General features: G+C 65.6%; 23 protein-coding genes. 14 read left to right on the forward strand and 9 right to left on the reverse strand.

The window, feature by feature from the left end; genetic code table 11:
- Nucleotides 1–186: 186 nt before the first annotated feature.
- From phaR to AC3WS4_RS12105, 3 genes are read left to right on the forward strand one after another with little or no spacing between them, the layout of a single operon-like run.
- Nucleotides 187–726, forward strand: a complete 540-nt coding sequence (phaR, locus tag AC3WS4_RS12095; protein ID WP_492738423.1) for a polyhydroxyalkanoate synthesis repressor PhaR — start codon at nucleotides 187–189, stop codon at nucleotides 724–726.
- Nucleotides 727–768: 42 nt separating this feature from the next.
- On the forward strand, nucleotides 769–2,295 hold the full coding sequence (locus tag AC3WS4_RS12100; protein WP_492738421.1) for an aminoacyl--tRNA ligase-related protein: 1,527 nt from the start codon (nucleotides 769–771) through the stop codon (nucleotides 2,293–2,295).
- Entirely contained in the window at nucleotides 2,296–4,599 is a 2,304-nt protein-coding gene (locus tag AC3WS4_RS12105; protein ID WP_492738419.1) for a ribonuclease R family protein, read from the forward strand.
- A gap of 318 nt (nucleotides 4,600–4,917) precedes the next feature.
- Here the strand turns inward: AC3WS4_RS12105 and AC3WS4_RS12110 are convergent, their stop codons facing one another.
- Nucleotides 4,918–5,700 (reverse strand): helix-turn-helix domain-containing protein, encoded by a 783-nt coding sequence (locus AC3WS4_RS12110; RefSeq protein ID WP_492738417.1) that lies wholly within the window; start codon nucleotides 5,698–5,700, stop codon nucleotides 4,918–4,920.
- Between the two features lie 120 nt (nucleotides 5,701–5,820).
- Between AC3WS4_RS12110 and AC3WS4_RS12115 the strand changes: the two genes are divergently transcribed.
- Nucleotides 5,821–6,213: a hypothetical protein gene (locus tag AC3WS4_RS12115; protein WP_492738416.1), complete on the forward strand. Its 393-nt coding sequence runs from the start codon at nucleotides 5,821–5,823 to the stop codon at nucleotides 6,211–6,213.
- Here AC3WS4_RS12115 and AC3WS4_RS12120 read toward each other — a convergent pair.
- Nucleotides 6,210–6,665, reverse strand: a complete 456-nt coding sequence (locus AC3WS4_RS12120; RefSeq protein ID WP_056347666.1) for a universal stress protein — start codon at nucleotides 6,663–6,665, stop codon at nucleotides 6,210–6,212. The two genes, AC3WS4_RS12115 and AC3WS4_RS12120, sit on opposite strands and share 4 nt — an antisense overlap.
- Nucleotides 6,666–6,826: 161 nt before the next feature.
- Between AC3WS4_RS12120 and AC3WS4_RS12125 the strand changes: the two genes are divergently transcribed.
- The 9 genes from AC3WS4_RS12125 to AC3WS4_RS12165 all read left to right on the forward strand — a co-directional run bounded on the left by AC3WS4_RS12125 (nucleotide 6,827) and on the right by AC3WS4_RS12165 (nucleotide 15,033).
- Entirely contained in the window at nucleotides 6,827–8,173 is a 1,347-nt protein-coding gene (locus AC3WS4_RS12125; protein ID WP_492738414.1) for a pyruvate dehydrogenase complex dihydrolipoamide acetyltransferase, read from the forward strand.
- Nucleotides 8,170–8,424, forward strand: a complete 255-nt coding sequence (locus AC3WS4_RS12130) for a hypothetical protein (RefSeq protein WP_492738412.1) — start codon at nucleotides 8,170–8,172, stop codon at nucleotides 8,422–8,424. Before AC3WS4_RS12125 ends, AC3WS4_RS12130 begins: the two co-directional genes overlap by 4 nt.
- 14 nt (nucleotides 8,425–8,438) lie before the next feature.
- Nucleotides 8,439–9,833 (forward strand): dihydrolipoyl dehydrogenase, encoded by a 1,395-nt coding sequence (gene lpdA, locus AC3WS4_RS12135; protein WP_492738411.1) that lies wholly within the window; start codon nucleotides 8,439–8,441, stop codon nucleotides 9,831–9,833.
- Nucleotides 9,834–9,931: 98 nt separating this feature from the next.
- Nucleotides 9,932–10,555, forward strand: a complete 624-nt coding sequence (locus AC3WS4_RS12140) for a phosphatase PAP2 family protein (RefSeq protein WP_492738409.1) — start codon at nucleotides 9,932–9,934, stop codon at nucleotides 10,553–10,555.
- A 54-nt stretch (nucleotides 10,556–10,609) separates the two neighbouring features.
- Complete coding sequence (locus AC3WS4_RS12145; RefSeq protein ID WP_492738407.1) at nucleotides 10,610–11,008, forward strand: hypothetical protein; 399 nt, start codon at nucleotides 10,610–10,612, stop codon at nucleotides 11,006–11,008.
- A 6-nt stretch (nucleotides 11,009–11,014) separates the two neighbouring features.
- Nucleotides 11,015–11,641, forward strand: a complete 627-nt coding sequence (locus AC3WS4_RS12150) for a hypothetical protein (RefSeq protein ID WP_492738405.1) — start codon at nucleotides 11,015–11,017, stop codon at nucleotides 11,639–11,641.
- A gap of 40 nt (nucleotides 11,642–11,681) precedes the next feature.
- Nucleotides 11,682–12,602 carry an aminotransferase class IV gene (locus AC3WS4_RS12155; protein WP_492738403.1) on the forward strand — a complete coding sequence of 307 codons (921 nt, stop codon included), beginning with the start codon at nucleotides 11,682–11,684 and terminating at the stop codon, nucleotides 12,600–12,602.
- 129 nt (nucleotides 12,603–12,731) lie between these two features.
- Nucleotides 12,732–13,460 (forward strand): sulfotransferase-like domain-containing protein, encoded by a 729-nt coding sequence (locus AC3WS4_RS12160; RefSeq protein ID WP_492738401.1) that lies wholly within the window; start codon nucleotides 12,732–12,734, stop codon nucleotides 13,458–13,460.
- A gap of 238 nt (nucleotides 13,461–13,698) precedes the next feature.
- Nucleotides 13,699–15,033 (forward strand): Xaa-Pro dipeptidase, encoded by a 1,335-nt coding sequence (locus tag AC3WS4_RS12165; RefSeq protein ID WP_492738399.1) that lies wholly within the window; start codon nucleotides 13,699–13,701, stop codon nucleotides 15,031–15,033.
- 39 nt (nucleotides 15,034–15,072) lie between these two features.
- On the opposite strand, the gene AC3WS4_RS12170 is transcribed toward AC3WS4_RS12165, so the two are convergent.
- Genes AC3WS4_RS12170 through AC3WS4_RS12180 form a run of 3 tightly spaced genes read right to left on the reverse strand, consistent with a single transcriptional unit; the run spans nucleotide 15,073 to nucleotide 17,847 of the window.
- Complete coding sequence (locus AC3WS4_RS12170) at nucleotides 15,073–15,855, reverse strand: tyrosine-protein phosphatase (RefSeq protein ID WP_492738397.1); 783 nt, start codon at nucleotides 15,853–15,855, stop codon at nucleotides 15,073–15,075.
- A 2-nt stretch (nucleotides 15,856–15,857) separates the two neighbouring features.
- Complete coding sequence (locus AC3WS4_RS12175) at nucleotides 15,858–16,661, reverse strand: crotonase/enoyl-CoA hydratase family protein (RefSeq protein WP_056347641.1); 804 nt, start codon at nucleotides 16,659–16,661, stop codon at nucleotides 15,858–15,860.
- 55 nt (nucleotides 16,662–16,716) lie between these two features.
- Entirely contained in the window at nucleotides 16,717–17,847 is a 1,131-nt protein-coding gene (locus tag AC3WS4_RS12180) for a CaiB/BaiF CoA transferase family protein (protein ID WP_492738395.1), read from the reverse strand.
- 230 nt (nucleotides 17,848–18,077) lie between these two features.
- Here AC3WS4_RS12180 and AC3WS4_RS12185 point away from each other — a divergent pair, with 230 nt between their 5' ends.
- Nucleotides 18,078–19,448 (forward strand): alkaline phosphatase PhoX, encoded by a 1,371-nt coding sequence (locus AC3WS4_RS12185; protein WP_492738393.1) that lies wholly within the window; start codon nucleotides 18,078–18,080, stop codon nucleotides 19,446–19,448.
- Between the two features lie 40 nt (nucleotides 19,449–19,488).
- Here the strand turns inward: AC3WS4_RS12185 and AC3WS4_RS12190 are convergent, their stop codons facing one another.
- From AC3WS4_RS12190 to AC3WS4_RS12205, 4 genes are read right to left on the reverse strand one after another with little or no spacing between them, the layout of a single operon-like run.
- Complete coding sequence (locus AC3WS4_RS12190) at nucleotides 19,489–20,739, reverse strand: acetyl-CoA C-acetyltransferase (protein WP_492738391.1); 1,251 nt, start codon at nucleotides 20,737–20,739, stop codon at nucleotides 19,489–19,491.
- Between the two features lie 35 nt (nucleotides 20,740–20,774).
- Nucleotides 20,775–21,557, reverse strand: coding sequence for an SDR family oxidoreductase (locus AC3WS4_RS12195; protein ID WP_187139872.1), 783 nt, complete (start codon nucleotides 21,555–21,557; stop codon nucleotides 20,775–20,777).
- 13 nt (nucleotides 21,558–21,570) lie between these two features.
- Nucleotides 21,571–22,776 carry an acyl-CoA dehydrogenase family protein gene (locus tag AC3WS4_RS12200; RefSeq protein ID WP_492738389.1) on the reverse strand — a complete coding sequence of 402 codons (1,206 nt, stop codon included), beginning with the start codon at nucleotides 22,774–22,776 and terminating at the stop codon, nucleotides 21,571–21,573.
- Nucleotides 22,773–23,867, reverse strand: coding sequence for an acyl-CoA dehydrogenase family protein (locus AC3WS4_RS12205; protein ID WP_492738388.1), 1,095 nt, complete (start codon nucleotides 23,865–23,867; stop codon nucleotides 22,773–22,775). Before AC3WS4_RS12205 ends, AC3WS4_RS12200 begins: the two co-directional genes overlap by 4 nt.
- Between the last annotated feature and the right edge of the window lie 52 nt (nucleotides 23,868–23,919).

The following is a 23,919-nucleotide window of genomic DNA, read 5'->3' on the forward strand; positions in this document are numbered from 1 at the left end:
TGTCGTTCGAGGGAAAGCGATCCGGCGGATTAAGACAGTGTCGCGACGGCGCTAAAGCGAATCGCCGCCGCCGCGCCGCCTCATGTTGCGATGCATCATAGATTGGTGCTAATGCCCGTAACTCACTATTCAAAAGCCCGGAGCGGCGGGGTCGCCTTTGCCACCGGATCAGGGAGCAGCATCACCATGGCGAAGTCCAAGGCGTCCGCCGATGGCGACACGGTCATCATCAAGAAATATGCGAACCGGCGCCTCTATGACACCGAACGCAGCTGCTATATCACGCTCGAAGATCTCGGCACGATGGTGCGCGACGGCCGCGAATTCCGCGTCCTCGATGCCAAGAGCGGCGACGACATCACGCACAATGTGCTCACGCAAATCATCATGGACGAGGAAACGCGCGGCGAGACGCTGTTGCCGGTCAATTTCCTGCGACACCTGATCGGCATGTACGGCGACAAGATGCAGTCGATGGTGCCACAATATCTCGAAGCCTCGATGACCGCGTTCCGCAAGAACCAGCAGGACGTGCGCTCGGCGCTCGAAGGCGCGCTTGGTGCTAACCCACTCGCCGAACTGACGCGTCGCAACATGGAGATGTTCCAACAGGCGGCGGGCGCCTTCATCCCAGGCGCGGGGGGCAGCAAGGCCAAGGACGCCGAAATCGCGGCGCTCAAGGCTGAAGTGGCAGAGCTCAAGGCCGAACTCGCCAAGAAGAAATAAGCAGGGCTTCTCCCGCCCTCAGCGACGGAAAAAACGAATATCATGGTCAAACATGCGCTCAGCGTAACCCGGCAGGCCGACTTTGCGGCCTGGTATCAGGATGTCATTGCCGAAGCCGATCTTGCCGAGGAATCGGGCGTCCGCGGCTGTATGGTCATCAAGCCGTGGGGTTATGGCATGTGGGAACGCATCCAGACTGTGATGGACGCCCGCATCAAGGATGCCGGGGTCCAGAATTGCTATTTCCCCTTGTTCATTCCCTTGAGCTTCTTTGAAAAGGAAGCCGACCATGTCGATGGTTTTGCGAAAGAAATGGCGGTCGTCACCCACCATCGCCTGATCGCCAACGACAAGGGCAAGCTGGTCCCCGATCCCGAAGCGAAGCTCGAAGAGCCGCTGATCGTCCGCCCGACCTCGGAGACGGTGATCGGCGCGGCGATGAGCCGCTGGGTGCAGAGCTGGCGCGATCTGCCGCTCAAGGTCAACCAATGGGCCAATGTCGTGCGCTGGGAAATGCGCACGCGCATGTTCCTGCGCACCAGCGAATTCCTGTGGCAGGAAGGCCATACCGCGCACGCCGACAAGGCCGACGCGATGGCCGAGACGCTGCGCGCGCTCGAAATGTACCGCGCCTTCGCCGAGGATGTGCTGGCGATGCCCGTCGTCGCGGGCGAAAAGCCGGAGAATGAGCGCTTCCCGGGCGCCGTCGCGACCTATTCGATCGAGGCGATGATGCAGGACGGCAAGGCGTTGCAGGCTGGCACCTCGCATTATCTGGGCACCGGTTTCGCCGAAGCTGCGGGTATCCGTTATCAGGACAAGGATGGCGGCCACAGCCTGTGCCACACGACGAGCTGGGGCACGTCGACGCGGATGATCGGCGGCGTCATCATGACGCATGGCGACGATGACGGCCTGCGCTGCCCGCCGCGCATCGCGCCGCACCAGATCGTCATCGTGCCGATGCTGCGCGACAATGAGGAAGACGCCGCGATCCTCGATTATTGCCGCGGCATCGAGGCGAGCCTCAAGGCGCTCGACGCCTTCCGCGAACCCGTGCGCGTGCTGCTCGACACCGGCGGCGCCAAGGCGCAGACCAAGCGCTGGGGCTGGGTCAAGAAGGGTGCGCCGATCATCGTCGAAATCGGTCCGCGCGACATGGCGGGCGGCAATGTCGCGGTGATCCGCCGCGACCGGCTGTACAAGGACGACGGCAAGCTGAACACGGCGTTCGTCGGCAGGGACGCGTTCGCCGCCGGCGCGGTCGCGATGCTTGAGGAGATCCAGGCAAGCCTCTACGCCGAGGCCAAGGCGCGGCTCGACGACAATATCCGCCGTGATGTGGCGGATCTGAAAGCGCATTTTGCCGGCGACGACAAATTTGTCGGCTGGGCCGAAGTCCAATGGTCGCGCCCGACCGGCGTCGCGCTCGACAAGATCGTCGAGCAGTTGAAGGCGCTCAAGCTGACGATGCGCAACACCCCGCTCGACGCCGCACCCGCCGACGGCGCCTGCTTCTTCACCGGCGAACCCGCGGTCGAACGCGTGCTGATAGGACGGACCTATTAATTGGCAAAAGCGCAACGGCCCGCGGGGTTGCCCAAGCCCGACCAGATCCTCCGTTTCATCGAAACGAGCAGCGGTCCGGTCGGCAAGCGCGAGATCGCCAAGCATTTCGCGCTGCACGGCGCCGACAAGATCGCGCTGAAGGCGCTGCTCAAGGATATGACCGACGAGGGGCTCGTCGATCTCGCGGCGGGGCGTTCGTTCCACAAGCACGGCGGGCTGCCGCGCGTTACCGTGCTGCGCGTCGTCGCGATCGACGGCAGCACCGTCTGGGCCGTCCCCGAACATTGGGAAGCCGCCGGTCCCACACCGCGGCTGCGCGTGATGGAGCAGGGGCGCAAGGGCGCGCTCGGCGTCGGCGACCGCATCCTCGCGCGCACCGAGGAACGCGGCAGCGGCCATGTCGCGCACCCGATGAAGAAATTGCAGACGGGCGGCGAGACTGTGATCGGCGTTCTCGTCGAGGATATGGGACCCGGCGGCAAGCCGATCCTGTGGCTGCGCCCCGCCGACAAGCGCGCGCGCTACGACTTCGCGGTTGCCGACAAGGGTGATGCCAATGTCGGCGATCTGGTGCGCGCCGAACTGAGCGGCCGCGGACCGGCGATCAAGGCGAAAGTCGTCGAGCGCCTCGGCGATCCGTTCGCGCCGCGCGCGCTGAGCATGATCGCGATCGCGCGCCACGAAATCCCGCATGTCTTCGGCACGGAAACCCTCGCCGAGGCCGAAATCGCGGCCAAGCTGCCGCTAACCCCCGACGGGCGCGAGGATCTGCGCGACCTGCCGATCGTCGCGATCGACCCGATCGACGCGCGCGACCATGACGACGCCGTCTGGGCGGCGCCCGACGAGGATGCGACCAACAAGGGCGGCTGGCGCGCGATCGTCGCGATTGCCGATGTCAGCTTCTATGTCCGCCCCGACGGCGCGCTCGACCGCGAGGCGCGGCGGCGCGGCAACAGCGTCTATTTCCCCGACCAGGTCGTGCCGATGCTGCCCGAAACGCTGTCGGCGGGCGTGTGCTCGCTGAAAGCCGGGCAGGATCGTGCGGCGATGGCGTGCCATCTCGTCATCGACAAACATGGCAAGGTGACGTCATGGCGCTTCACCCGCGCGCTGGTGCGGCTGCGCGCGAACATCGCCTATGAACATGCGCAGACGGCCTATGATGCCGATACGGCGCGGGACGATTGGGACGCCGACGTGCTGCCGGGGCTGCGGAATCTCTGGGCCTGCTGGACATTGCTGGCGGCCGCGCGCGCCGCCCGCGCGCCGCTCGACCTCGACCTGCCCGAACGCCAGGTGATCCTCGACGAAAAGGGTGGGATCGCCGAAATCCGCGTCCGCGACCGGCTCGATTCGATGCGGTTGATCGAGGATTATATGATCGCCGCCAATGTCGCGGCGGCGAAGGCGCTCGAGGCGAAGAAATCGCCGGTGATGTACCGCATCCACGAGCCGCCGAGCCGCGAAAAGCTCGTCAGCCTCAAGGATTATCTCGAAACCTTCGAACAGAGTTTCGCGCTGGGGCAGGTGATCACCCCCGCGGTGTTCAACCGCCTGATCGACGGTTTCTCCGAGGACGACCGGCTGCCCGAGATCATGCAGGCGATCCTGCGCAGCCAGACGCAGGCCTATTATGGCCCCGCCAACGCCGGCCACTTCGGCCTCGCGCTCGGCAGCTACGCGCATTTCACCTCGCCGATCCGGCGTTACGCCGATCTGATCGTCCACCGCGCGCTGGTCGACAGCTACAAGCTCGAAGTGCCGGGCAAACCCAAGGGCCTGCCCGAGCGCACCGGACTCGGCGAGGCCGACGCTAAGGGATTGTCGCGCATCGGCGAGGCGATCAGCGCGCTCGAACGCCGCGCGATGGAGGCCGAACGCGAGACGATCGACCGCTATGTCGCGGCCTATCTGTCGAGCCGGAAGGGTGAGATCGTCCAGGCGCGGATCACCGGGGTGCAGCCCTTCGGCTTCTTCGCGACGGTCGACGGACTCGGCGGCGACGGGCTGGTGCCGGTGTCGACATTGGGCAGCGAGCGCTTCTTCTACGACGAGGCGGCGCGCAGCCTGGACAGCGAACATGGGCGGGTGAGCTTCACCACCGGCCAGCGGCTCGATCTGCGGCTGGTCGATGCCAATCCGGTCAGCGGCGCGCTGCGTTTCGAACTGCCCGACGCGCCCGAGGGCGGTTTCCGGGGCCGCCCACCGCGCCGCGACGGGTTGAAGGATAAGGCGGGCAAGCATGTCGTCGGCAAGCGCGGACGCCCGGCGAATATCAAGCATAAGGGGCGGCGGCGCTGAACGCCGACAATGGGCAGGAGCTTTTCTCCTGCCATGGCTTGGCGAACGCGAACGGGCAGGGGCGTGCACATGGGACTTGAGCGGGGTAGTCGCCTACGCATTCGTTATCGGGCGATGACGACAAAAGAGAAGATTCTGGAGATGCTCCAGCTTCTGGCCGATATGGCACTGACGATATTTCTTCTTCTCATGATCGTAGTAGGCTTCACGAGGAACTCTAGCGCATTCTATTTTTGGGTGCCTTTTTTGTCTTTTGTGCTCTGGGCTCGCGTTAGGCAGGCGCGGCGGCGTTGGGCATTTTGAACAACAAACGCGTCTTCATCTCCCCGCCAACCGCTGCAACAACCCCGCACTCTCCGCATCCGCTGGAAAGAACGCCTCGATCGCCAGTTCCGACAGCGTGATATCGACCGGCGTCCCGAAGATCGTCACCGTCGACACGAACGCTATCCGTCCCGCGATCGTGTCGAGGATCAGCGGCACCGCGATGCCGCTCACCGGGCCGCCGTCATTGTCGTTCGCCTGGCGGTCATAACCCGCCAGTTCCTCGCGGAGCGCGATCAGCCCGGCATCGGCGCTGGCCTCGATCTGCAGGTCGATCCGGTGCAGGATATGCGCGCGCCACGCGCCGAAATTGACGATCTGCGGCGCCAGCCCGTCGGGATGCAGCGCGATCCGCAGCACGTTGACCGGCGGGACGAGCAGGGCAGGGGACACCTGCTCGATCAGGATCGCGATCGCATCATTCGCCGCGGCCATGTTCCAGTGGCGGTCGACCGCGAGCGCCGGATAGGGTTCATGCCCTTTCAGCACATGATCGACGATCGCACGCATTCCCGCCATTTCGGCGCTGTCGAGCGCGCGCTCCTGATAATCGGGCGCGTAACCCGCCGCGAGCAGCATCGCGTTGCGCGCGCGGTGCGGCACTTCGAGGCAATCGGCGATCCGGCCGAGCATCGCGGCGCTCGGTTTCGACCGTCCGGTCTCGATGAAGCTCAGGTGGCGGGTCGAAATCTCGCTGTCGAGCGCGAGGTCCATCTGGCTCATCCGGCGGCGCGTACGCCATTCGCGCAATTGCTCGCCCAGCGGTGCAACCTGCATCGTCCTTCTCCTTCGCTGCGGGAGCTATACCTTGGTCTTCCTCTTTTCCATTACCTCGGGCGTAATCGACTGGCGTTGTTTCGCGGCATAATTGGGCTGGGTTCGAAAGGAGAACCCGTCATGTCCTATTTCAATCTCAAGAATGTCCTGATCATCGACGCCATCACCTGCACGGGGCTGTTCGTGCTGGGCGTCTTTGCGACCGCGACGGTTGCGGCACTTCTCGGCCTCCCCTCCGAAGTCGTGACCGTCGCGGGATGGATCGGGCTGCCGAGCGCCCTGCTGATGCTGTTCGTCGCCACGCAGAAGGCGCCGAGCAAGGGGCTCGCGAACCTGATCGCGGTCGGCAACATCGGCTGGGTCGCCGCGAGCTTCGGCGTCCTCGCGGTGTTCGCCGGCCAGATGACATGGCTCGGCATCGCGGTCGTCGTGGTGCAGGCGCTGGTCGTGCTCGATCTGGCTTTCTTCGAAGCGAGGGGCGCCGCCGCCCTGCCGCGCCTTGCGACCGCCTAGCTCAACGCATCGAGCCGGCTGATATCGATCCCGCCGGGCACCAGCATCACCGGACAGGGGAGCGTTCCCGCATCCTGTCCGGTGAAATGCGCAACCAGCGGCCCCGGCGCGCCGCTCGCCGCCGTCGCCAGCACCAGCGCAGCGACCTCGTCATTCTCGGCGATCACCTGGCACACGACCTCGGCGGGTTTGCCCGACTTGACCATGATCTGCGGCGTGACATTGGCTTCCTGCGCGACCGTGTCGGCCGCCGCCGCCACCAGCGCTTCGGCATGTTCGCGCGCCTCGGCCTCGATCGTCGCCTGCACCCCGCCGAACGCGACGAAGTCCTGTGGCGGGATGATCGCCAGCACCATCACGCCGCCCCCCGTGCGCGCCGCGCGGCGCGCCGCGAAGCGCAGCGCGAGGCTGGCCTCGGGACTGTCGTCGATCACCACCAGATAAGTCCGCATCGCCCCGACCCCCGCTATGCTTTTTATGAGGGGAGAGTGCGTCACATTCGTATGAAAGGCAAGTTTGACCCGATGGACCTTGACCCCGGCTCCGCTTATGGAGAGGTACAGGCCGTAACGGCAGGGGCAACCTGCCAGACTGACAGGGAACATGCCTTACCATGCCGATCGAACTCAAAATGCCCGCGCTCTCGCCCACGATGGAGGAGGGCACGCTTGCCAAATGGCTGGTCAAGGAAGGCGATACGGTGAAGTCTGGCGACCTGCTCGCCGAGATCGAGACCGACAAGGCGACGATGGAATATGAAGCCATCGACGATGGCGTAATCGCGCAGATATTGATCGCCGAGGGCACCGACAATGTGAAGGTCGGCACCGTGATCGCGACGATCACCGGCGAGGGCGAGGATGCGGCGAGCGCCAAGGCGGCCCCTGCAACGGCTGCCGCTCCCGTGGCTGAGCCGAAAGCGGAAGCACCCGCATCCGCCGAAACCAAAGACGTCGCCCCCGCGAAGGCGGGGGCCGCGAGCAGTGAAGCTCCCACGCCAGCGGTTCCCGCCTCCGCGGGAACGACGAAAGCTGGCGACCGCATCAAGGCCAGCCCGCTCGCCAAGCGCCTCGCCGCCGAGCGCGGCATCGACCTGTCGACCATCACCGGCACTGGCCCCGGGGGCCGCATCGTCAAGGACGACCTCGATGGCGCCCCCGCCGGCGCAGCGGCTGTTCCCGCCGCGGCTCCGGCCGCTGCGGCCCCGTCGGCCGCGCCCGTCGCCGCGGCTCCCGTTGCTGCCGCGCACAGCGAAATCCCCGATTTCGGCATCCCGCACGAGGACAGCAAGCTGTCGGGCATGCGCAAGACGATCGCGCGCCGCCTGACGGAATCGATGCAGCAATCACCGCACATCTACCTGACCGTCGACATCCGCCTCGACGCGCTGCTCAAGCTGCGCGGTGAACTGAACGCCAGCCTCGAAGGGCGCGGGGTGAAGCTCAGCGTCAACGACATGCTGATCAAGGCGCTCGCGGTCGCGCTCGAACGCGTCCCGGCGTGCAACGTCAGCTTCGGCGGCGATGTGATGCGCCAGTACAGCCGCGCCGACATTTCGGTCGCGGTCAGCATCCCCGGCGGGCTGATCACCCCGATCATCACCGATGCCGGCGGCAAATCGATGTCGAAAATCTCGACCGAAATGTCCGAACTTGCGGCGAAGGCCAAGGAGGGCAAGCTCCAGCCCAGCGAATATCAGGGCGGCACCGCCAGCATCTCGAACATGGGGATGATGGGGATCAAGCAGTTCACCGCGGTGATCAACCCGCCGCAGGGCATGATCATGGCGATCGGCGCGGGCGAAAAGCGGCCCTATGTCGTCGACGACGCCCTCGCGATCGCGACCGTCATGTCGGCGACCGGCAGCTTCGACCACCGCGCGATCGATGGCGCCGACGGGGCGCTGCTGATGAAGACCTTCAAGGAACTAGTGGAGAACCCGCTGGGGCTGGTGGCGTGAAAGGGATCAAGGTGTCAGCTCAAGATCATATAAATCGTTCCGCCGCGCTACGTGGAAAAGGCGACTATTTCCTCGCCGCGCTTGAGATCGAAAATAATCGGGACAAGTTTGACGATGTGAGCATATTGCCCGCCCTTCTGCAGGCATTCTACGCTGCTAAAGAGGCTGGTGATCGCTCTGAAGCGGAAAATTATGCACGCGAGATTGCTGCGCACGATCCCGAAGTCCCCTCGATTCAAGATTTTTTGTAGGTTTGTTATAAGAGATGGCTGAAAACTACGATCTCATCGTCCTCGGCTCCGGCCCCGGCGGCTATGTTGCGGCGATCCGTGCGGCGCAGCTCGGGCTCAAGACGGCGATCGTCGAGCGCGAGAATCTGGGCGGCATCTGTCTCAACTGGGGCTGCATCCCGACCAAGGCGCTGCTGCGTTCGGCCGAAATCTATCATTATATGCAGCATGCCGGCGATTACGGCCTGATCGCGCAGCAGATCAGCGCCGATATCGACGCGGTGGTGAAGCGCAGCCGCGGCGTCGCCAAGCAACTGAGCCAGGGCGTCGCTTTCCTGATGAAGAAGCACAAGATCACCGTCCATATGGGCGAGGGCAAGCTGACGGCGCCGGGCAAGCTCGAGGTGAAGGGCGAGAAGGGCAGCGAAACCCTCACCGCCAAGAACATCATCGTCGCGACCGGCGCGCGCGCCCGCGACCTGCCGTTCGCGCCCGCCGACGGCAAGCGCATCTGGACCTATCGCCACGCGCTCGTCCCGCCCGAAATGCCCAAGAAGCTGCTCGTCATCGGTTCGGGCGCGATCGGGATCGAGTTCGCGAGCTTCTACAGCGACATGGGCGCCCAAGTGACGGTGGTCGAAATGCTCGACCGCGTCGTCCCGGTCGAGGACGCCGATGTGTCGGCCTTCCTCGAAAAATCGCTCAAGAAGCAGGGCATGACGATCTTCACCGGCGCCGGCGTCGAGGAATTGAAGGCGACCGCGACCGGCGTTACCGCGAAGATCAAGACCAAGGACGGCAAGACCGAAAGCGCCGAATTCAGCCACGCGATCGTCGCGATCGGCATCGTCCCGAACACCGAGAATATCGGGCTCGAAGCGCTCGGCGTGAAGACCACCAAGGGCCATATCGACACCGACGCGATGTGCCGCACCAACGTGCCCGGCCTCTGGGCGATCGGCGACGTCACCGCGCCGCCGTGGCTCGCGCACAAGGCGATGCACGAATCGATCATTTCGGTCGAGGCGATCGCCGGCAACCACCCGCACGCCATGGACCCGCGCAACATCCCCGGCTGCACCTATTGCCGCCCGCAGATCGCCAGCGTCGGGCTGACCGAGGCCAAGGCGAAGGAACTGGGGTACGAGGTGAAGGCCGGCACCTTCCCCTTCATCGGCAACGGCAAGGCGATCGCGCTCGGCGAGGCCGAGGGTTTCACCAAGACCATATTCGACGCCAAGACCGGCGAACTGCTCGGCGCGCACATGATCGGCGCCGAGGTTACCGAACTGATCCAGGGCTATACGATCGGCAAGACCGCCGAGCTGGTCGAGGATGATTTCATCGGCACCGTCTTCCCGCATCCGACGCTGAGCGAGACGATGCACGAAGGCGTGCTCGCGGCGTTCGGGCGGCCTTTGCATATTTGACCACAACCTCGTCATCCCCGCGCAGGCGGGGATCCAGCTTTTTCCTTCAACGTGGACAGCTGGATCCCCGCCTGCGCGGGGATGGCGAAGGGGGATTGATGCCGAACAAGACCAACCGCTTCCTCATCGCCGCCGCCGTCCTGCTCCTCGCGGTGATCCTGCTAGGCTTCGCGGTCGTCGCGGGCTGGACCCGGGCGATCGACCTGCGCATCTCGACCGACCTTGTCCTCCATGTCGGCAAGAGCGACCCCGCTTTCATCGCCTTCATGCAGGGCGCGAGCTGGATCGGCGGCGGCGCGCCGCGCTGGGTCATCGTCATCGGCCTGACCGCGCTCGTCTGGCGGCTCTGCGGGCCGCGCTGTGCGGTCGCGCTGGCGGGGGCGTCGCTGCTCGCCAACCTCGCGTCGAGCCTGCTCAAAATGGCCTTTGGCGTCGCACGCCCCGACCTCATCCCGCACCTCGATCATCAGACGAGCTTTTCCTACCCCAGCGGCCATGCGACGAGCGCCGCGGTCGTCTATCTGATGCTCGCCTGGCTGGTGCCGCCGCGCTGGCGCCGCGCGGCGTGGAGCCTTGCGGGGGCGATGATCGTGCTCAACGGCGTGTCGCGCATGATGCTCGGCGTCCATTGGGCGAGCGACGTCGTCGGCGGTACGATGCTCGGCACCGCCTTCGCGTTGCTCGGTGCCGCCTGGGTGCGGCGCGGCCGGCCCGCGACATAAGAAAATCCTAACCGCTTGGCGCTACGACCCTCTTTGAAAGAGGAGGGTCTTCCTATGGGTGGTTCGATCGGCGGGGTGTTCCGCTGGCTGCTGGCGCTGATTCCGGTCGCCTATATCGGTTTCTTCCTGTGGCATTTCATGGGCGTCGGCGGCAATTCGATGGAGGGCATCGTCGGCATCGGACTCGGTCCGACCGTGCTCGGCCTGTCGATCATCGCGCTGCTGTTCCTGATCGGCCCGCTGGTCAAGCTGCTCCGCGTCGCGTCGGGCGCGAACCGCGTGCCCGGTGCGGCGGTCAAGGTCGGCGACGACCTGCCGACGACCGAGGGGTTCGACGCCGACGCCGCCTTCGCGCGCTATATGAGCAAGCGCGGCGAAGCGCCCGCTATACCCGAGGAAGCGTCGCCACCCGCCGACACGCCGCGCCCGCAATTCGGCCGCAAGATCGGCTGATCGCCGATGGTGATCGTCCAGTATAGCGGCGGCAAGCTCGTCACCCGCGCGCTGCTGTTTTTCTTCGGCGGCTTTGCGCTGATGGGCACGCTGATCGGTGCGCCGCTCGGGCTCTATCTGATCGCTTATGGATGTCGCGCGCTGTGGAAGGCGATGGCACCGGACAAGGCGGCGATCACCCAGCATGCGCGCGGGCTCGAAATCCGCACGCTCTGGACCAAGCGTTTCGTCTCCTTCGACCATTATACGCATGTCGGCGCCGAAACGCTCTTCCTCAGCGCCGCCGGCCTGCCGATCCCGGGACCGGTGATGCTGGTGATCCACAGCGACAAGGGCGGCATCGCGGGCAAACGCAAGCTGCGCCTCCCGCTCGGTTATCTGAAGCTCGTCGAACGCGCGGTGCCGCTCGTCGGGGAAGCGATCGAAATCTTCGCGATGCCGCACCGCGAGGCGGGGGCGGTCTGGCACAAGGTGCTCGACGAACGCCGCGCGGTCGAGGGCGGCCCGCCGCCGCCGCGCCAGCTCGCCACCGCCGAGGAACGCGCGGCGGCGCGCCGTGACCCGCTCGAGGGCGCCGCCCGCGGCCGTCTCGACCGCCCGCCGCCGGGCAGTTTCGGCCGCAAGGTCGCCTGACACCTCTCGACAGCGTCGCGCCAGCGGCTAGGCTCGCGCCATGGCTCAAGGCACCCACGATTTCGTCCCCGATCCGCGCAACGACGCGATCCTGATCAACGTCAACGGCACGCTGGTGCCCCGTATCGATGCGAGCGTGTCGGTGTTCGACAGCGGCTTCATGCTCGGCGACGGGGTGTGGGAGGGGATCCGCGTCCACAAGGGGCGCATGGCCTTTCTCGATCAGCATATGGACAGGTTGTTCGAGGGTGCGAAGGCGATCGCGATGGACATCGGGATCAGCCGCGAGGCGCTGATCCAGCGACTCTACGACACGATCGCCGACAACCAGATGGACGCCTGTCACATCCGCCTGATGGTCACCCGCGGCATCCGCTCGACCCCGTATCAGGACCCGCGCGTCGTAATCTCGCCCGCGACGATCGTCATCATCGCCGAGCATAAGGACCCGCTGCCCGCGACGGTCGAAAAGGGACTGTCGCTGTTTACCGTCCATGTCCGCCGCGGCGACCCCGCGGTGCAGGACCCCAAGCTCAATTCGCACAGCAAATTGAATTGCATCACCGCGTGCATCCAGGCGGCGCAGGCGGGCGCCGACGAGGCGCTGATGCTCGACCCGCACGGCTTCGTCGCGACCTGCAATTCGACCCACTTCTTCATCGTCCGCAAGGGCGAGGTGTGGACCTCGAGCGGCGATTATTGCCTCGCCGGCATCACCCGCAGCAACGTCATCCGCATCTGCCGCGAGGCGGGCATCCCGGTGTATGAGAAGAATTTCTCGCTCACCGATGTTTACGGCGCGGACGAGGCGTTTGTGACCGGCACCTTCGCGGGGGTCGTGCCCGCGCACACGATCGACGGGCGGGTATTGACCGAGGGCCGGGGCCCTATGGTCGAGCGTCTGCAGGGACTCTATAAGATATTGATCGAGCGCGATATTTCTGGAGAATTGGATGCCTGAAGCGACGCCCAAATTCCGTTCGTGTCGAGCGAAGTCGAGACACCATGCAGGACTGAGGGGCATCTCGACTTCGCTCGATGCGAACGGATTGAATAGGGGCAGTCCCCATTTAGTCGCGGAGCGCACCCGATGACCATCCGCATCGCCATGTGGTCGGGACCGCGCAACCTGTCGACCGCGATGATGCGCAGCTTCGGCAGCCGGGCCGATACCCATGTCAGCGACGAACCCTTTTATGGCGCCTATCTGAAGCAAACCGGCGATCCGCAGCCGATGATGGACGCGGTGATGGCGTCGATGGATTGCGACTGGTTTGGCGTTGCGCGCAGCATGACCGGCGCGAACCCCGCCACGACGCCGATCTGGTACCAGAAGCATATGGCGCACCATATGGTCGGCCCCATAAGGCATGACGACCTGCCGGGGCTGCGCCACGCCTTCCTGATCCGCGACCCGGCACGCGTCGTCGCGAGCTATGCCGCCAAGCGCGTGTCGGTGCGCCCCGACCATCTCGGCACCGACAAGCAGGTCGAATTTTTCGACCGCGAGGCCGATCGGCTCGGCCATGCGCCGCCGGTGATCGACAGCGCTGACATCTTGCGCGATCCGCCCGCGATGCTGGCGAAACTGTGCGCCGCGCTTGGCATCGAATGGGACCCGGCGATGCTGCACTGGCAGGCGGGGCTGCGCGACACCGACGGCATCTGGGCCTCGCACTGGTACGACGCGGTGATGTCGAGCACGGGTTTCGGGGTTCCGGACAAGCCGATCCCCGAACTGACGGCGGAAGCGCAGGCCGTCGCCGAGGCGTGCCGGCCGGACTATGATTATCTGGCGCGGTTCAAGATCGACCTCTGAGCCATTGATCCTCCCTGTCGCGTAGCGATGGGGAGGGGGACCGCCGCGAAGCGGTGGTGGAGGGGCGGCGGCCTCGCACCGGCATCTGACGGCGTCGGCCCCTCCGTCAGCGCTTCGCGCTGCCACCTCCCCATGGCCTTCGGCCACAGGGAGGACCGTTCATCCGTCATTTTCCGCTGTCCTAATTTCCCCGCCTTTGCCATCACCGTTGCGGGCAACAAAAACAGGCGGGTCAGACATGCAATCCAGTGTGAAGTTCGGGACTTTTCTGCGGCGAATCGCTTTTGGCGGCACCGCGCTTCTCGCCGTCGCAACGGTCCCTGCGCAGGCTCAGGACTCGACCGGCCAGACCGTCATCACCGCCGCGCGCTATGTCGATGTGCTGACCGGCAAGACGATCGACTATCCCGCGATCTTCGTCGGCCCCGATGGCCGCATCACCGGGGTTGCCGATGCGCGCACCGTGAAATGGGGCGCGAACGTCAAGCATATCGACCTCGGCGACAAGACTTTGCTGCCGGGCCTGATCGATATGCACGTCCACCTCGACGGCCCCGCCGATATCGGCGGTTACAACGGGCTGGAATTCACCGACAGCTTCTGGGGCATGACCGCAGTCAAGAACGCCCACGACATGCTCGACGCCGGTTTCACCACCGTGCGCAACGTCGGTTCGTCCGACCGCAACGACATCGGGCTCAAGCAGGCGATCGAGGCCGGCTATGCCGTCGGGCCGCGCATCGTTCCCGCGGGCTATGCGCTCGGCGCCACCGGCGGGCATTGCGATTCGACCTTCTTCCCGCCGAGCTTCGAGAAGGAAGACGCGAAGAAGGAGGGGATCGGCGATACCCCCGACGAACTGCGCTATCAGGTTCGCCGCCAGCGCAAATATGGCGCCGAGGTGATCAAGGTCTGCGCGACCGGCGGCGTCTTTTCGCGCAACACCGAACCCGGGCAGTTGCAGGTGTCCGAGGTCGAGCTGCGCGCGATTGCGGACGAGGCACATCAATGGGGCCTGCGCGTCGCCGCGCATGCGCATGGCGCGGCGGGCATCCGCGCCGCGATCAACGCCGGGATCGACACGATCGAGCATGCCAGCCTGGTCGACGACGAGGGAATCCGCCTCGCCGTCGCGCGCAAGCAGCCGGTGTGGTTCTCGATGGATATCTATAACACCGAATATACCCAGGCCGAGGGCGCGAAGAACGGCGTGCTCGAGGATAATCTGCGCAAGGATCGCGAGATCGCGCAGGCGCAGCGCGACAATTTCCGCAAAGCGCACAAGGCCGGTGTCCGCATGGTGTTCGGCAGCGATGCGGGCGTGATGCCGCATGGCCAGGTCGGCAAGCAGTTTCGGGTCATGGTCGAATATGGGATGACCCCGATCGAGGCCATTCAGGCCGCGACGCGCAACGCCGCGCAGGCGCTGAACCGCGAAAAGGATGTCGGCGCGATTGCGGTCGGCCGCTACGCCGACATCATCGCGGTCGACGGCGATCCGCTGACCGACGTCCGCCAGCTCGAGGATGTCGATGCGGTGGTCAAGGGCGGGGTGCTGGTGAAGGGCGGCTGATCACCGTGGCCCCCGCCTTCGCGGGGGCGACGAGGGCGTTCAGTAAACCACCAGCTTGTCGACGATCGCGTCGCGCATCTCGGGGGTGAAGTTCAGCACCGTCTCGGCATAGGTCGCGATGTCGCCATGGTCGCGGCGCACCGTCGCCAATGCGGCCTCGAGGAAGATCGGATTGACCGACATCAACGTGCGGATCGCGTCATCGGGGATGTCCGCATTGTAGCGCGCCCGGATGACATCGCCGCCCTGCGCGATCCGCTCCTCGATCTTGCCAGCACTGTTGGTGAGCAGATAATCGTGCATCAGATCGTCCTCATGCACCCCGAGCAGGCGGTGGACGATCGCCACGGCAAAGCCGGTGCGGTCCTTGCCCGCGACGCAGTGCACCAGGCTCGGCGCGTCATATTCGGCGAGCGCGGCGAGATACAGGCGCAGCGTTGCGACCAGCACCGGGCGGTACGGCATGCCGGCATAGGTATCGATCATCCGCGCCCGTGCGGTTTCGTTGTCGATCGTGCCCTTGGCGGCCTGCAGATGCGGCGCAAGGCCCGCGGTGTTGCCGTCGGCGAACAGCACCCGCGCCGAAAAGCCGTCGGACCTTTTGCACGGATGCGCCGCGCGTTCGTCGTCGCCGCGCAGGTCGACGATCGTCTCGATCCCCAGCGCATCGACCGCGCCAAGGTCGGCCGGGGTCGCATCCTGATGGTGCGCCGAGCGCCACAGCATCCCGCTGCGCAACTTGCCGCCGCCCTCGACGTCATAGCCGCCATAGTCGCGGAAATTGTGGATGCCGGACAGCGGCAGGACGCGCTCGGCGAGCATGGTCAGTCTCCTGTAAAAACGGGGGGGCGTTTTTCGACGAAAGCGTTGATCGCCTCGCGGTTGTCGGCGGTTTCGTGGACGATCGCCTGATAGGCGGCGCTGAGTTCGAGGATGTCGCTCATCCGGCTGTGCTGCGCCTCGCGGAGCAGTCGCTTGGTGAGTCGCAACGCGCGCGGCGGGTTGCACACGATGCGCTCGGCGATGGCGATGGCGCGGTCGAGCAGTTCCTCGTCGGGCACCACCTCGGTGACGAGGCCGTACTCCTTGGCCTGCGCCGCGTCGAAACGGTCGCCGGTCAGGAACAATTCGGCGGCGCGCGGATAGCCGAGGATCTTCTGCAGCAGCCAGGCACCGCCGTCGCCGGGGACGATGCCGACCTTGATGAAGCTGCACGCGAATTTCGCGCTCTCCGCTGCGATGCGGATGTCGCAGGTGCAGGCGAGGTCGGCGCCGAGTCCGATCGCATGGCCATTGACCGCGGCGATCATCGGCACTTCGCAGTCCATCAGCGCGCGGATCACCGCCTGCACGCCCTTGCGGTAATTGGCGCGGGTCGAATCGGGCTGGTCGAGCACCCCGATGCCGGTGCGGTCCTGCATGCCCTTCAGGTTCCCACCGGCGCTGAACGCTTTGCCGCTGCCGGTGAGGATGATCGCGCTGACGCCGCGGTCGTCGCCCAGCGTGCGCAGCGTGTCGATGATGTCCTGGCAATCCTCGTGCGTCCCGATCGCATTCATGCTCTCGGGCTTGATCATCGTCAGGATTGCGATCTTGCCGCGCCGCTCGACGCTCAGAAATTCGCCCATTATTCTCTCCTTATCGGCAACCGCAGGCTACGCCTCGCGGCCGCCGCGTGCAAGTTCAGCGCACCGCGCCGCCGTTGCGCAGCGCCGCGATTTTGTCGGCATCGTAACCAAGCGCGGCGAGCACCGCATCGCCGTCGCCACCGACCGCCGGGGCGGGACGCGGGGTGTCGTTGACCGTCGCCGAATAGCGCGGGGCAGGGGCGGGATGCGGGACACCGGCGACGGTGACGAAGGTCTCGCGCTCGACATTGTGCGGATGGTGCGGTGCCTCGCTCAGCGACAGCACGGGGGCGAAGCAGACGTCGGTCATCTCCATCAGCTCGCACCACTCGTCGCGGGTCTTGGTGGCGAAGAGCGCGGCGACCTTTTCCTTCTTGGCGGGCCAATTTTCCTGGTCGTCCTGCACGTCGAAAGCGGGGTCGGCGTCGAGCCCGGTCTTGGCGCGCAGCAGCGCGTAAAATTGCGGCTCGATCGACCCGATCGAGATGAACTTGCCGTCGCTGCAGGTGTAGGTGTCGTAATATGGGGCGCCGCCGTCGAGACGGTTGACGCCGGCTTCGTCCTTGAGCGCGCCCGCGGCGTGGAACCACCAACTCATGCCTGCGAGCAGCGCCGAACCGTCGGTCATCGCGCAGTCGATCACCTGGCCCTCGCCGGTCTTCGCCGCATGGAGCAACGCGCTCGACATGCCGAAGGCGAGCATCATGCCCCCGCCGCCGAAATCGCCGACATAGTTGACCGGCGGCACCGGCTTGCCGCCGCGCACGCCGACGGTGTGGAGCACGCCCGACAGCGAGATATAGTTGATGTCATGGCCGGCAGCTTGCGCATAAGGACCGAACTGGCCCCAGCCGGTCATGCGGCCGTAGATAAGCTTCGGATTGTCCGCGAGCAGCACATCGGGGCCGAGGCCGAGCCGCTCCATCACGCCGGGGCGATAGCCCTCGATGATCCCGTCGGCGCTTTTGCACAGGTCGCGCGCAATCGCGACCGCCTCGGGATTCTTCATGTCGAGCGAGATCGAGGTGCGGTTGCGCGACAAAGGATCGCGCGGGTCCATGAAGCCGCCTGGCCGGTCGATGCGGATCACTTCGGCACCATGGTCGGCGAGCATCATGCCGCAGAAAGGGCCGGGACCGATGCCGGCGAATTCGATGATACGGATACCCTGAAGCGGACCTGCCATGTCTTTTTCTCCCAATATGTCCGCTTGGCCATGCCGACGCAAAAGGGGCAGTGCAAGGGCGAAGGAACCCTTAGGAGGGAAAGGATTTCTTTGCTCCCGGGGCGCCGTGCGGGATGCAAACAGGGCGGCTGCGCCAAATGTTGCACTAATGTGCCAGCCAACTTCAAAATGTCGCCAAACTGTCAGGCTTCCGCAGCCCGCCTGTCACCTCACGCCCCTATCGCGCGGCCATGGAACGGGCATCCATCGCACTCGATCGCCGCGGCTTCGCCAAGGGGCTGATGGCCACTGCCTTCGCCGGGCTCGCGCTGCACAGCCGCCATGTTTCCGCTGCGATGCTGGCAGAAGGGCGGGGCTTCGGGGCGCCGATCCCCGACCCGGCGCGGCTCCTCGATCTGCCACGCGGCTTTTCGTACAAGATCCTTTCGCAATATGGCCAGACGATGAGCGACGGGCGGCAGGTGCCGAACAGCGCCGACGGCATGGGCTGCACGACGCTGCCCGACGGTCGGCTGTGCCTGATGCGCAATCACGAGCTTGGCGCCGACGAGTTGAGGCATGGGGCGTGCCCGGTGGGGACCAGCGGCGATGCGGCGGCGTTCGACTGTTACCGTGCGGGAAGCGGCGAGGCGCTGCCCGGCGGCGTCTCCACGATCATCCTCGATCCCGCGACCCTCGACGTCGAGGAACAATATCTCTCGCTCGTCGGCACGATCTACAATTGCTCGGGCGGCATCACGCCCTGGGGCACCTGGCTGAGCTGCGAGGAAGATGTTTCGCGCGGCGGCGGGCTGCACAAGGAAGACCATGGCTGGGTCTTCGAAATGCCCGTCGCGCCGGGCGGGCTGGTCACCGCCGAGCCGATCAAGGCGATGGGGCGTTTCAACCATGAGGCAGCAGTCGTCGATCCCCGGAGCGGCGCGGTCTATATGACCGAGGACCGGCAAGACAGCCTCTTCTACCGCTTCCTGCCCGCTGTGCCGGGCGAGCTCCAAAAGGGCGGGCGATTGCAGGCGCTGGCGCTGATCGACCCGGCGCTGTCCGATACGCGCAACTGGACGCGGTCGGTGCTGGCGAGCGGCGGCTGGCACGAGGCGCGCTGGATCGATCTCGACGAGGTCGAAAGCCCGAAGGATGATTTGCGCAAACGCGGTGCGCGTGCCGGTGCGACCGTGTTCGCACGCGGCGAGGGTATCCATGGCGGCGACGGCGAGATTTATTTCACCTGCACCTCGGGTGGTCCGGCACGGCGCGGGCAGATCATGCGTTATCTCCCGTCGCCGGCCGAAGGGACGGCGGCCGAGACGGCGCAGCCGGGGCAATTGCAATTGTTCGTCGAAACGACCGATCCCGCGCATTTCAGCTTCGGCGACAATCTGAGCGTTGCGCCGAATGGCGACCTGATGGTGTGCGAGGACCGGCGCGGCAGCCGCCCCGACAATTGGCTGCGTGGGGTGACGCCGGAGGGGAAGGTCTATCCCTTTGCGCGGGTGAGCGCGGCGACCAAGGTGTCGGGTGTGTGCTTCGCGCCCGACGGTAAGACGATGTTCCTGAACCTCTACAACCCCGCGCGAACGATCGCGGTGCGCGGGCCGTTCTGATCGAAGCCCCTCCCGCAAGGGGAGGGGCTTCGCTTCAGGATCAGATGCGTTCGATGATGATCGCCGGCGCCATGCCGCCCGCGGCGCACATGGTGACGAGGCCATAGCGGCCGCCCGAGCGTTCGAGTTCGTCGAGTGCGGTGCCGATCAGGATCGAGCCAGTGGCGCCGATCGGATGGCCGAGCGCCATCGCGCCGCCGTTGATGTTCACCTTTTCGCGGTCGAGTTTCAGGTCGCGGATGAACTTTTCAGCGACCACCGCGAACGCCTCGTTGATTTCCCAGACGTCGATGTCGGCGACGGTCAGCCCGGCCTTTTCGAGGACCTTCTTCGCCGCCGGAACCGGGGCGTTGAGCATCAGCGTCGGATCGTCGCCCTGGTTGGCATAAGCGACGATGCGCGCGCGCGGTTTCAGGCCGTGCTTGTCGGCATATTCTTTCGAGGTCAGGAGCAGCGCGGCGGCGCCGTCGACGACACCCGACGAGTTGCCGGCATGGTGGACGCCTTCCCATTCGAGGTCGGGATAGACGCGCTGGATCTGCTTGCCGAAGGTCACCCCGCCGCCGAGGTCGAAATCCTTGAGCGCGCCGAAGCTAGCTTTCAGCCCGGCAAGGCCTTCGGCGGTGGTCTCGGGACGCGGGAATTCCTCGCGGTCGAGTGCGACGCTGCCGTCTTCGTTATAGACCGGCACGACCGACTTGGCGAAGCGGCCTTCCTTGATCGCGCGGTCTGCGCGCTGCTGGCTGACGAGCGCGAGCGCGTCGACGGCTTCGCGGCTGATGCCTTCCTTCGCGGCGATCGCGTCGCCGCACACGCCCTGGTGCGACTGGGGGTGGATGGCGTCGAGTGCGGCGTTGCCCGACCCCATGCCGAGCGGCTTGAGGCCCGCATTGGCTTCCTCGGCACCGATCTGCGCGGTGTAGCTCATCATTTCGGTGCCGCCGGCGATGACGCAATCTTCCATGCCCGACATCACGGTCGCCGCAGCGAAATTCACGCTGCTGATGCCGCCGCCGCAGAAGCGGTCGAGCGTCGTGCCCGAGGCCTTGGTGTCATAACCCGCGGCGAGCGCGGCCATGCGGCCGAGGTCGCCGCCCTGCTTGCCCTTTTGGGTCGAGGTCGACCAGATGATGTCATCGACGGTCGCGGTGTCGAGATTGTTGCGGTCCTTGATCGCTTTCAGCACCGTCGCGGCGAGATGCTGCGGGTGGAGATGCGACAGCGCGCCCTTGCCGGGCTTGCCGATCCCGCGCGGGGTGCGGACGGCGTCGATGATATAGGCTTCGGACATTTCACAGGGTTCCTTCTTCGAGGGGAGTTTTCGGACTAACGCGGGGCCATTCTGATCGCGCCGTCCAACCGGACGGCCTGGCCGTTGAAATAGCTGTTGCGGAGCATCTCCATCGCCAGGCTGGCATATTCCTCGGCGTGGCCGAGGCGCTTGGGGAAGGGGACCGAGGCGCCGAGGCTGGCGAGTACCGGTTCGGGCAACCCCGCGACGAGCGGCGTCTTGAACACGCCGGGCATGATCGAATTGACGCGAATCCCAAGGTCCATCAGGTCGCGCGCCATCGGCAGCACAAGCCCGTTCACGCCCGCCTTCGCCGAGCCATAGATGACCTGGCCGATCTGCGCGTCCTGCGCCGCGACCGACGCGGTGAGGACGATCGCGCCGCGTTCGCCGTCTTCGAGTTCAGGCAAGGTCGCCATGCCCTCGGCCGAGATCGAGGCGATGCGGTAGCTCGCGGTCAATATGCCGGCGACGCCAAAGGCATAATCCTCGGTCGGGGTGCGGCGGAAACTGCCGCTCGTCTTGTCGAAGGCAAGCGTCTTGCCGCGGCGCGAGGTCATCGCGCAATGGACGCAGATACGCTCCTGCCCGTGCGCGGCGCGCGCGGCGGCATAGCCGTCGAGTACCGATTGCTCGTCGGTGATGTCGACATGGACAAACAGGCCGCCGATCGATGCGGCGACTTCTTCGCCGAGCGCGTCGTTGATGTCGAAGATGGCGACCTTGACGCCCTGCGCCGCGAGCGCCTCTGCGGTCGCGCGGCCGAGGCCCGATGCGCCGCCGGTGACGACGGCTGCGGTGGTGGAATCGATCTTCATGCGCTGGCCCTCCTCAGGCCGGAATCTGGTTGAACGCGACGCCCTTGTCGGGACGATGGTCCTGCGGCAGGCCGAGGATCTTTTCCGCGATCGTGTTGAGCAAGGTCTCGTCCGACCCGCCGGCGATGCGGCCGGTCGGCGCATTGATCCAGCTCGCGGTCCAATCCTCTTTCTGCGAGGCATGGTCGTCGTAAGCGAAGCCACCCGAGCCTTGCAGGTCGATGGCGAGTTCGGACAATTTCTGGCGCGATCGTACCGCGACGAGCTTGTTCAGCGAGCCTTCGGGACCCGGCACCATACCCGCCTGCATCAATGCCATCGCGCGTGCGGTGATCGATTGCAGGCCGTTGCGCATCGCATAGTTGCGCGCGATCTGTTGGCGGATGCGACCGTCCTCGATCGCGGGCTTGCCGTTGAGTTCGGTGTTTTTGGCAAGGTCGACGAACAGGTCGAGGTGCGGGCCGAAGCCGCCGCTGTCGGTCGCGACATAGCGCTCGATCATCAGCGTCGCGATCGCGACCGCGAAGCCGCCGCCGACCGGCGACATGCGGTGGTCGTCGGTGATCTTCACATCGTCGAAAAAGACTTCGTTGACGTGGCTGTCTCCGCCGACGAGCTTGATCGGGCGCACGGTGACGCCGGGCGCCTTCATGTCGACCCAGAAATACGTGAGTCCCTTGTGCTTGGGCACATTGGGATCGGTGCGCACGACGATGACGCCATAGTCGCAATATTGCGCCCAGCTCGTCCAGATCTTCTGTCCGTTGATCTTCCAGCCGTTGCCATCGGCTTCGGCCTTGGTGCGCAGGCCGGCAAGATCCGAACCGCCCGAGGGTTCGGAGAAAAGCTGGCACCAGATTTCCTCGCCCTTCAGCGCCTTGAGTACGCGGGTTTTGACGAACTCCTTGTCGCTGCCGAACTGCATCAGCACCGGGATCGGCATGCCGAGCGAGATACCGAAATAGAAGCTCGGGAAACCGTGCTTCATTTCCTCGCCGTCGAAGGTGACCTTTTCGAGATGGCCGAGGCCCTGGCCGCCATATTCGACCGGCCAGTTGATGCCGGCATAGCCCGCGTCGAACTTGGCGCGCTGATATTGGCGACCGACGGCGAGGTCTTCTTCGACCGACAGGCCCTTGCGCGCTTCCTTGCCAAAGGTCGGGACCATCGATTCCAGCCAGGCCGCGGCCTTGGTCCGATAGGCGTCGAGATCGCTCATGCAGCTTCTCCGGTCAGGCGGTCGACGAGGATATCTTCCCAGAACAGCAGATTGCCCTGTTCGATCGCGAGGCTGCGCGCGCGGCGGGTGTGAAGGTGGAGCCCAAGTTCCCACGTCACGCCCATGCCGCCGTGAATCTGCACACAGTCGCGCGAGGCGGTGTCATAGGCCTCGGTCGCCGAGATGCGCGCCGCGGCGGCGGCGGTGACGAAATCGGCCTGTCCCTCGCGCGATGCCGCATGGATGCAGTTGGCGCGCGCCAGTTCGACGAAGCCGTAGAGTTCGGCGATGCGGTGCTTGATCGACTGGAAGGCGCCGATGACCTGTCCGAAGGCGCGGCGGGTGACGGCATAGTCGCGCGCGATTTCCATCATCGCTTCGGCGCCGCCGGTCTGTTCGTGCGCGGTGATCACCGCCTGCAGGGCGAGGATGTGCAGCGCCGCCTCGCGCGCCGTGCCGCCGATGACCAGCGTGTCGGCGGGCGTGCCGGCGAAGGTCAGGTCGGCGTAGAGGCGGCTGTTGTCGAAGCTGTCGATCGCGCAGCGCTCCACCTTCGCCAGTTCGGCCACCACCAGCACCGGCATTCCGGGACCGTTGGCATATACGACCGCGATGTCGGCGCTGAGCCCGCCGGCAACGCCGGTCTTGGTGCCACTCAGCAGGTTATCGGTGACCGTCACGCTCGGCAGTACCGGCAGGGCGTTCGATCCCGAGGCGAAGGCGATCGCACCGATCGTCTCGCCGCTCGCGAGGCCGGGGAGATATTTCGCTTTCTGCTCGTCGCTACCGTAAAGCTCGATCGCCTTGGCGGCGCCGAAGCTGCCGGTGAGGAACGGCGCGCCGCTGAGGCTGCGGCCCGCCTGGTGCGCGATCAGCCCGAGTTCGACGAGGCCGAGATCGAGCCCCCCATAGGCTTCGGGCAGGGCTAGGGCGGTCCAGCCCTGTTCCTTCGCGGTGGTCCAGAAGCCGTCGTGAAATTTTCCGGTGGTTTCGAGCAGCGGCAGCAGCTCGTCCTTGTTTATCCGGGCTTCGAGCACGCGCCGCGACTCGGTCGCGATCGCCTGTTGCCCTTCGTCGTATAAAATCGACATGCGCGTTCGAGTCCTCACCCTATGTTTTGAGACCATGACCGGACGTTGACGT

The organism is Sphingopyxis sp. EU05-FHT14B03, from assembly GCF_058790875.1.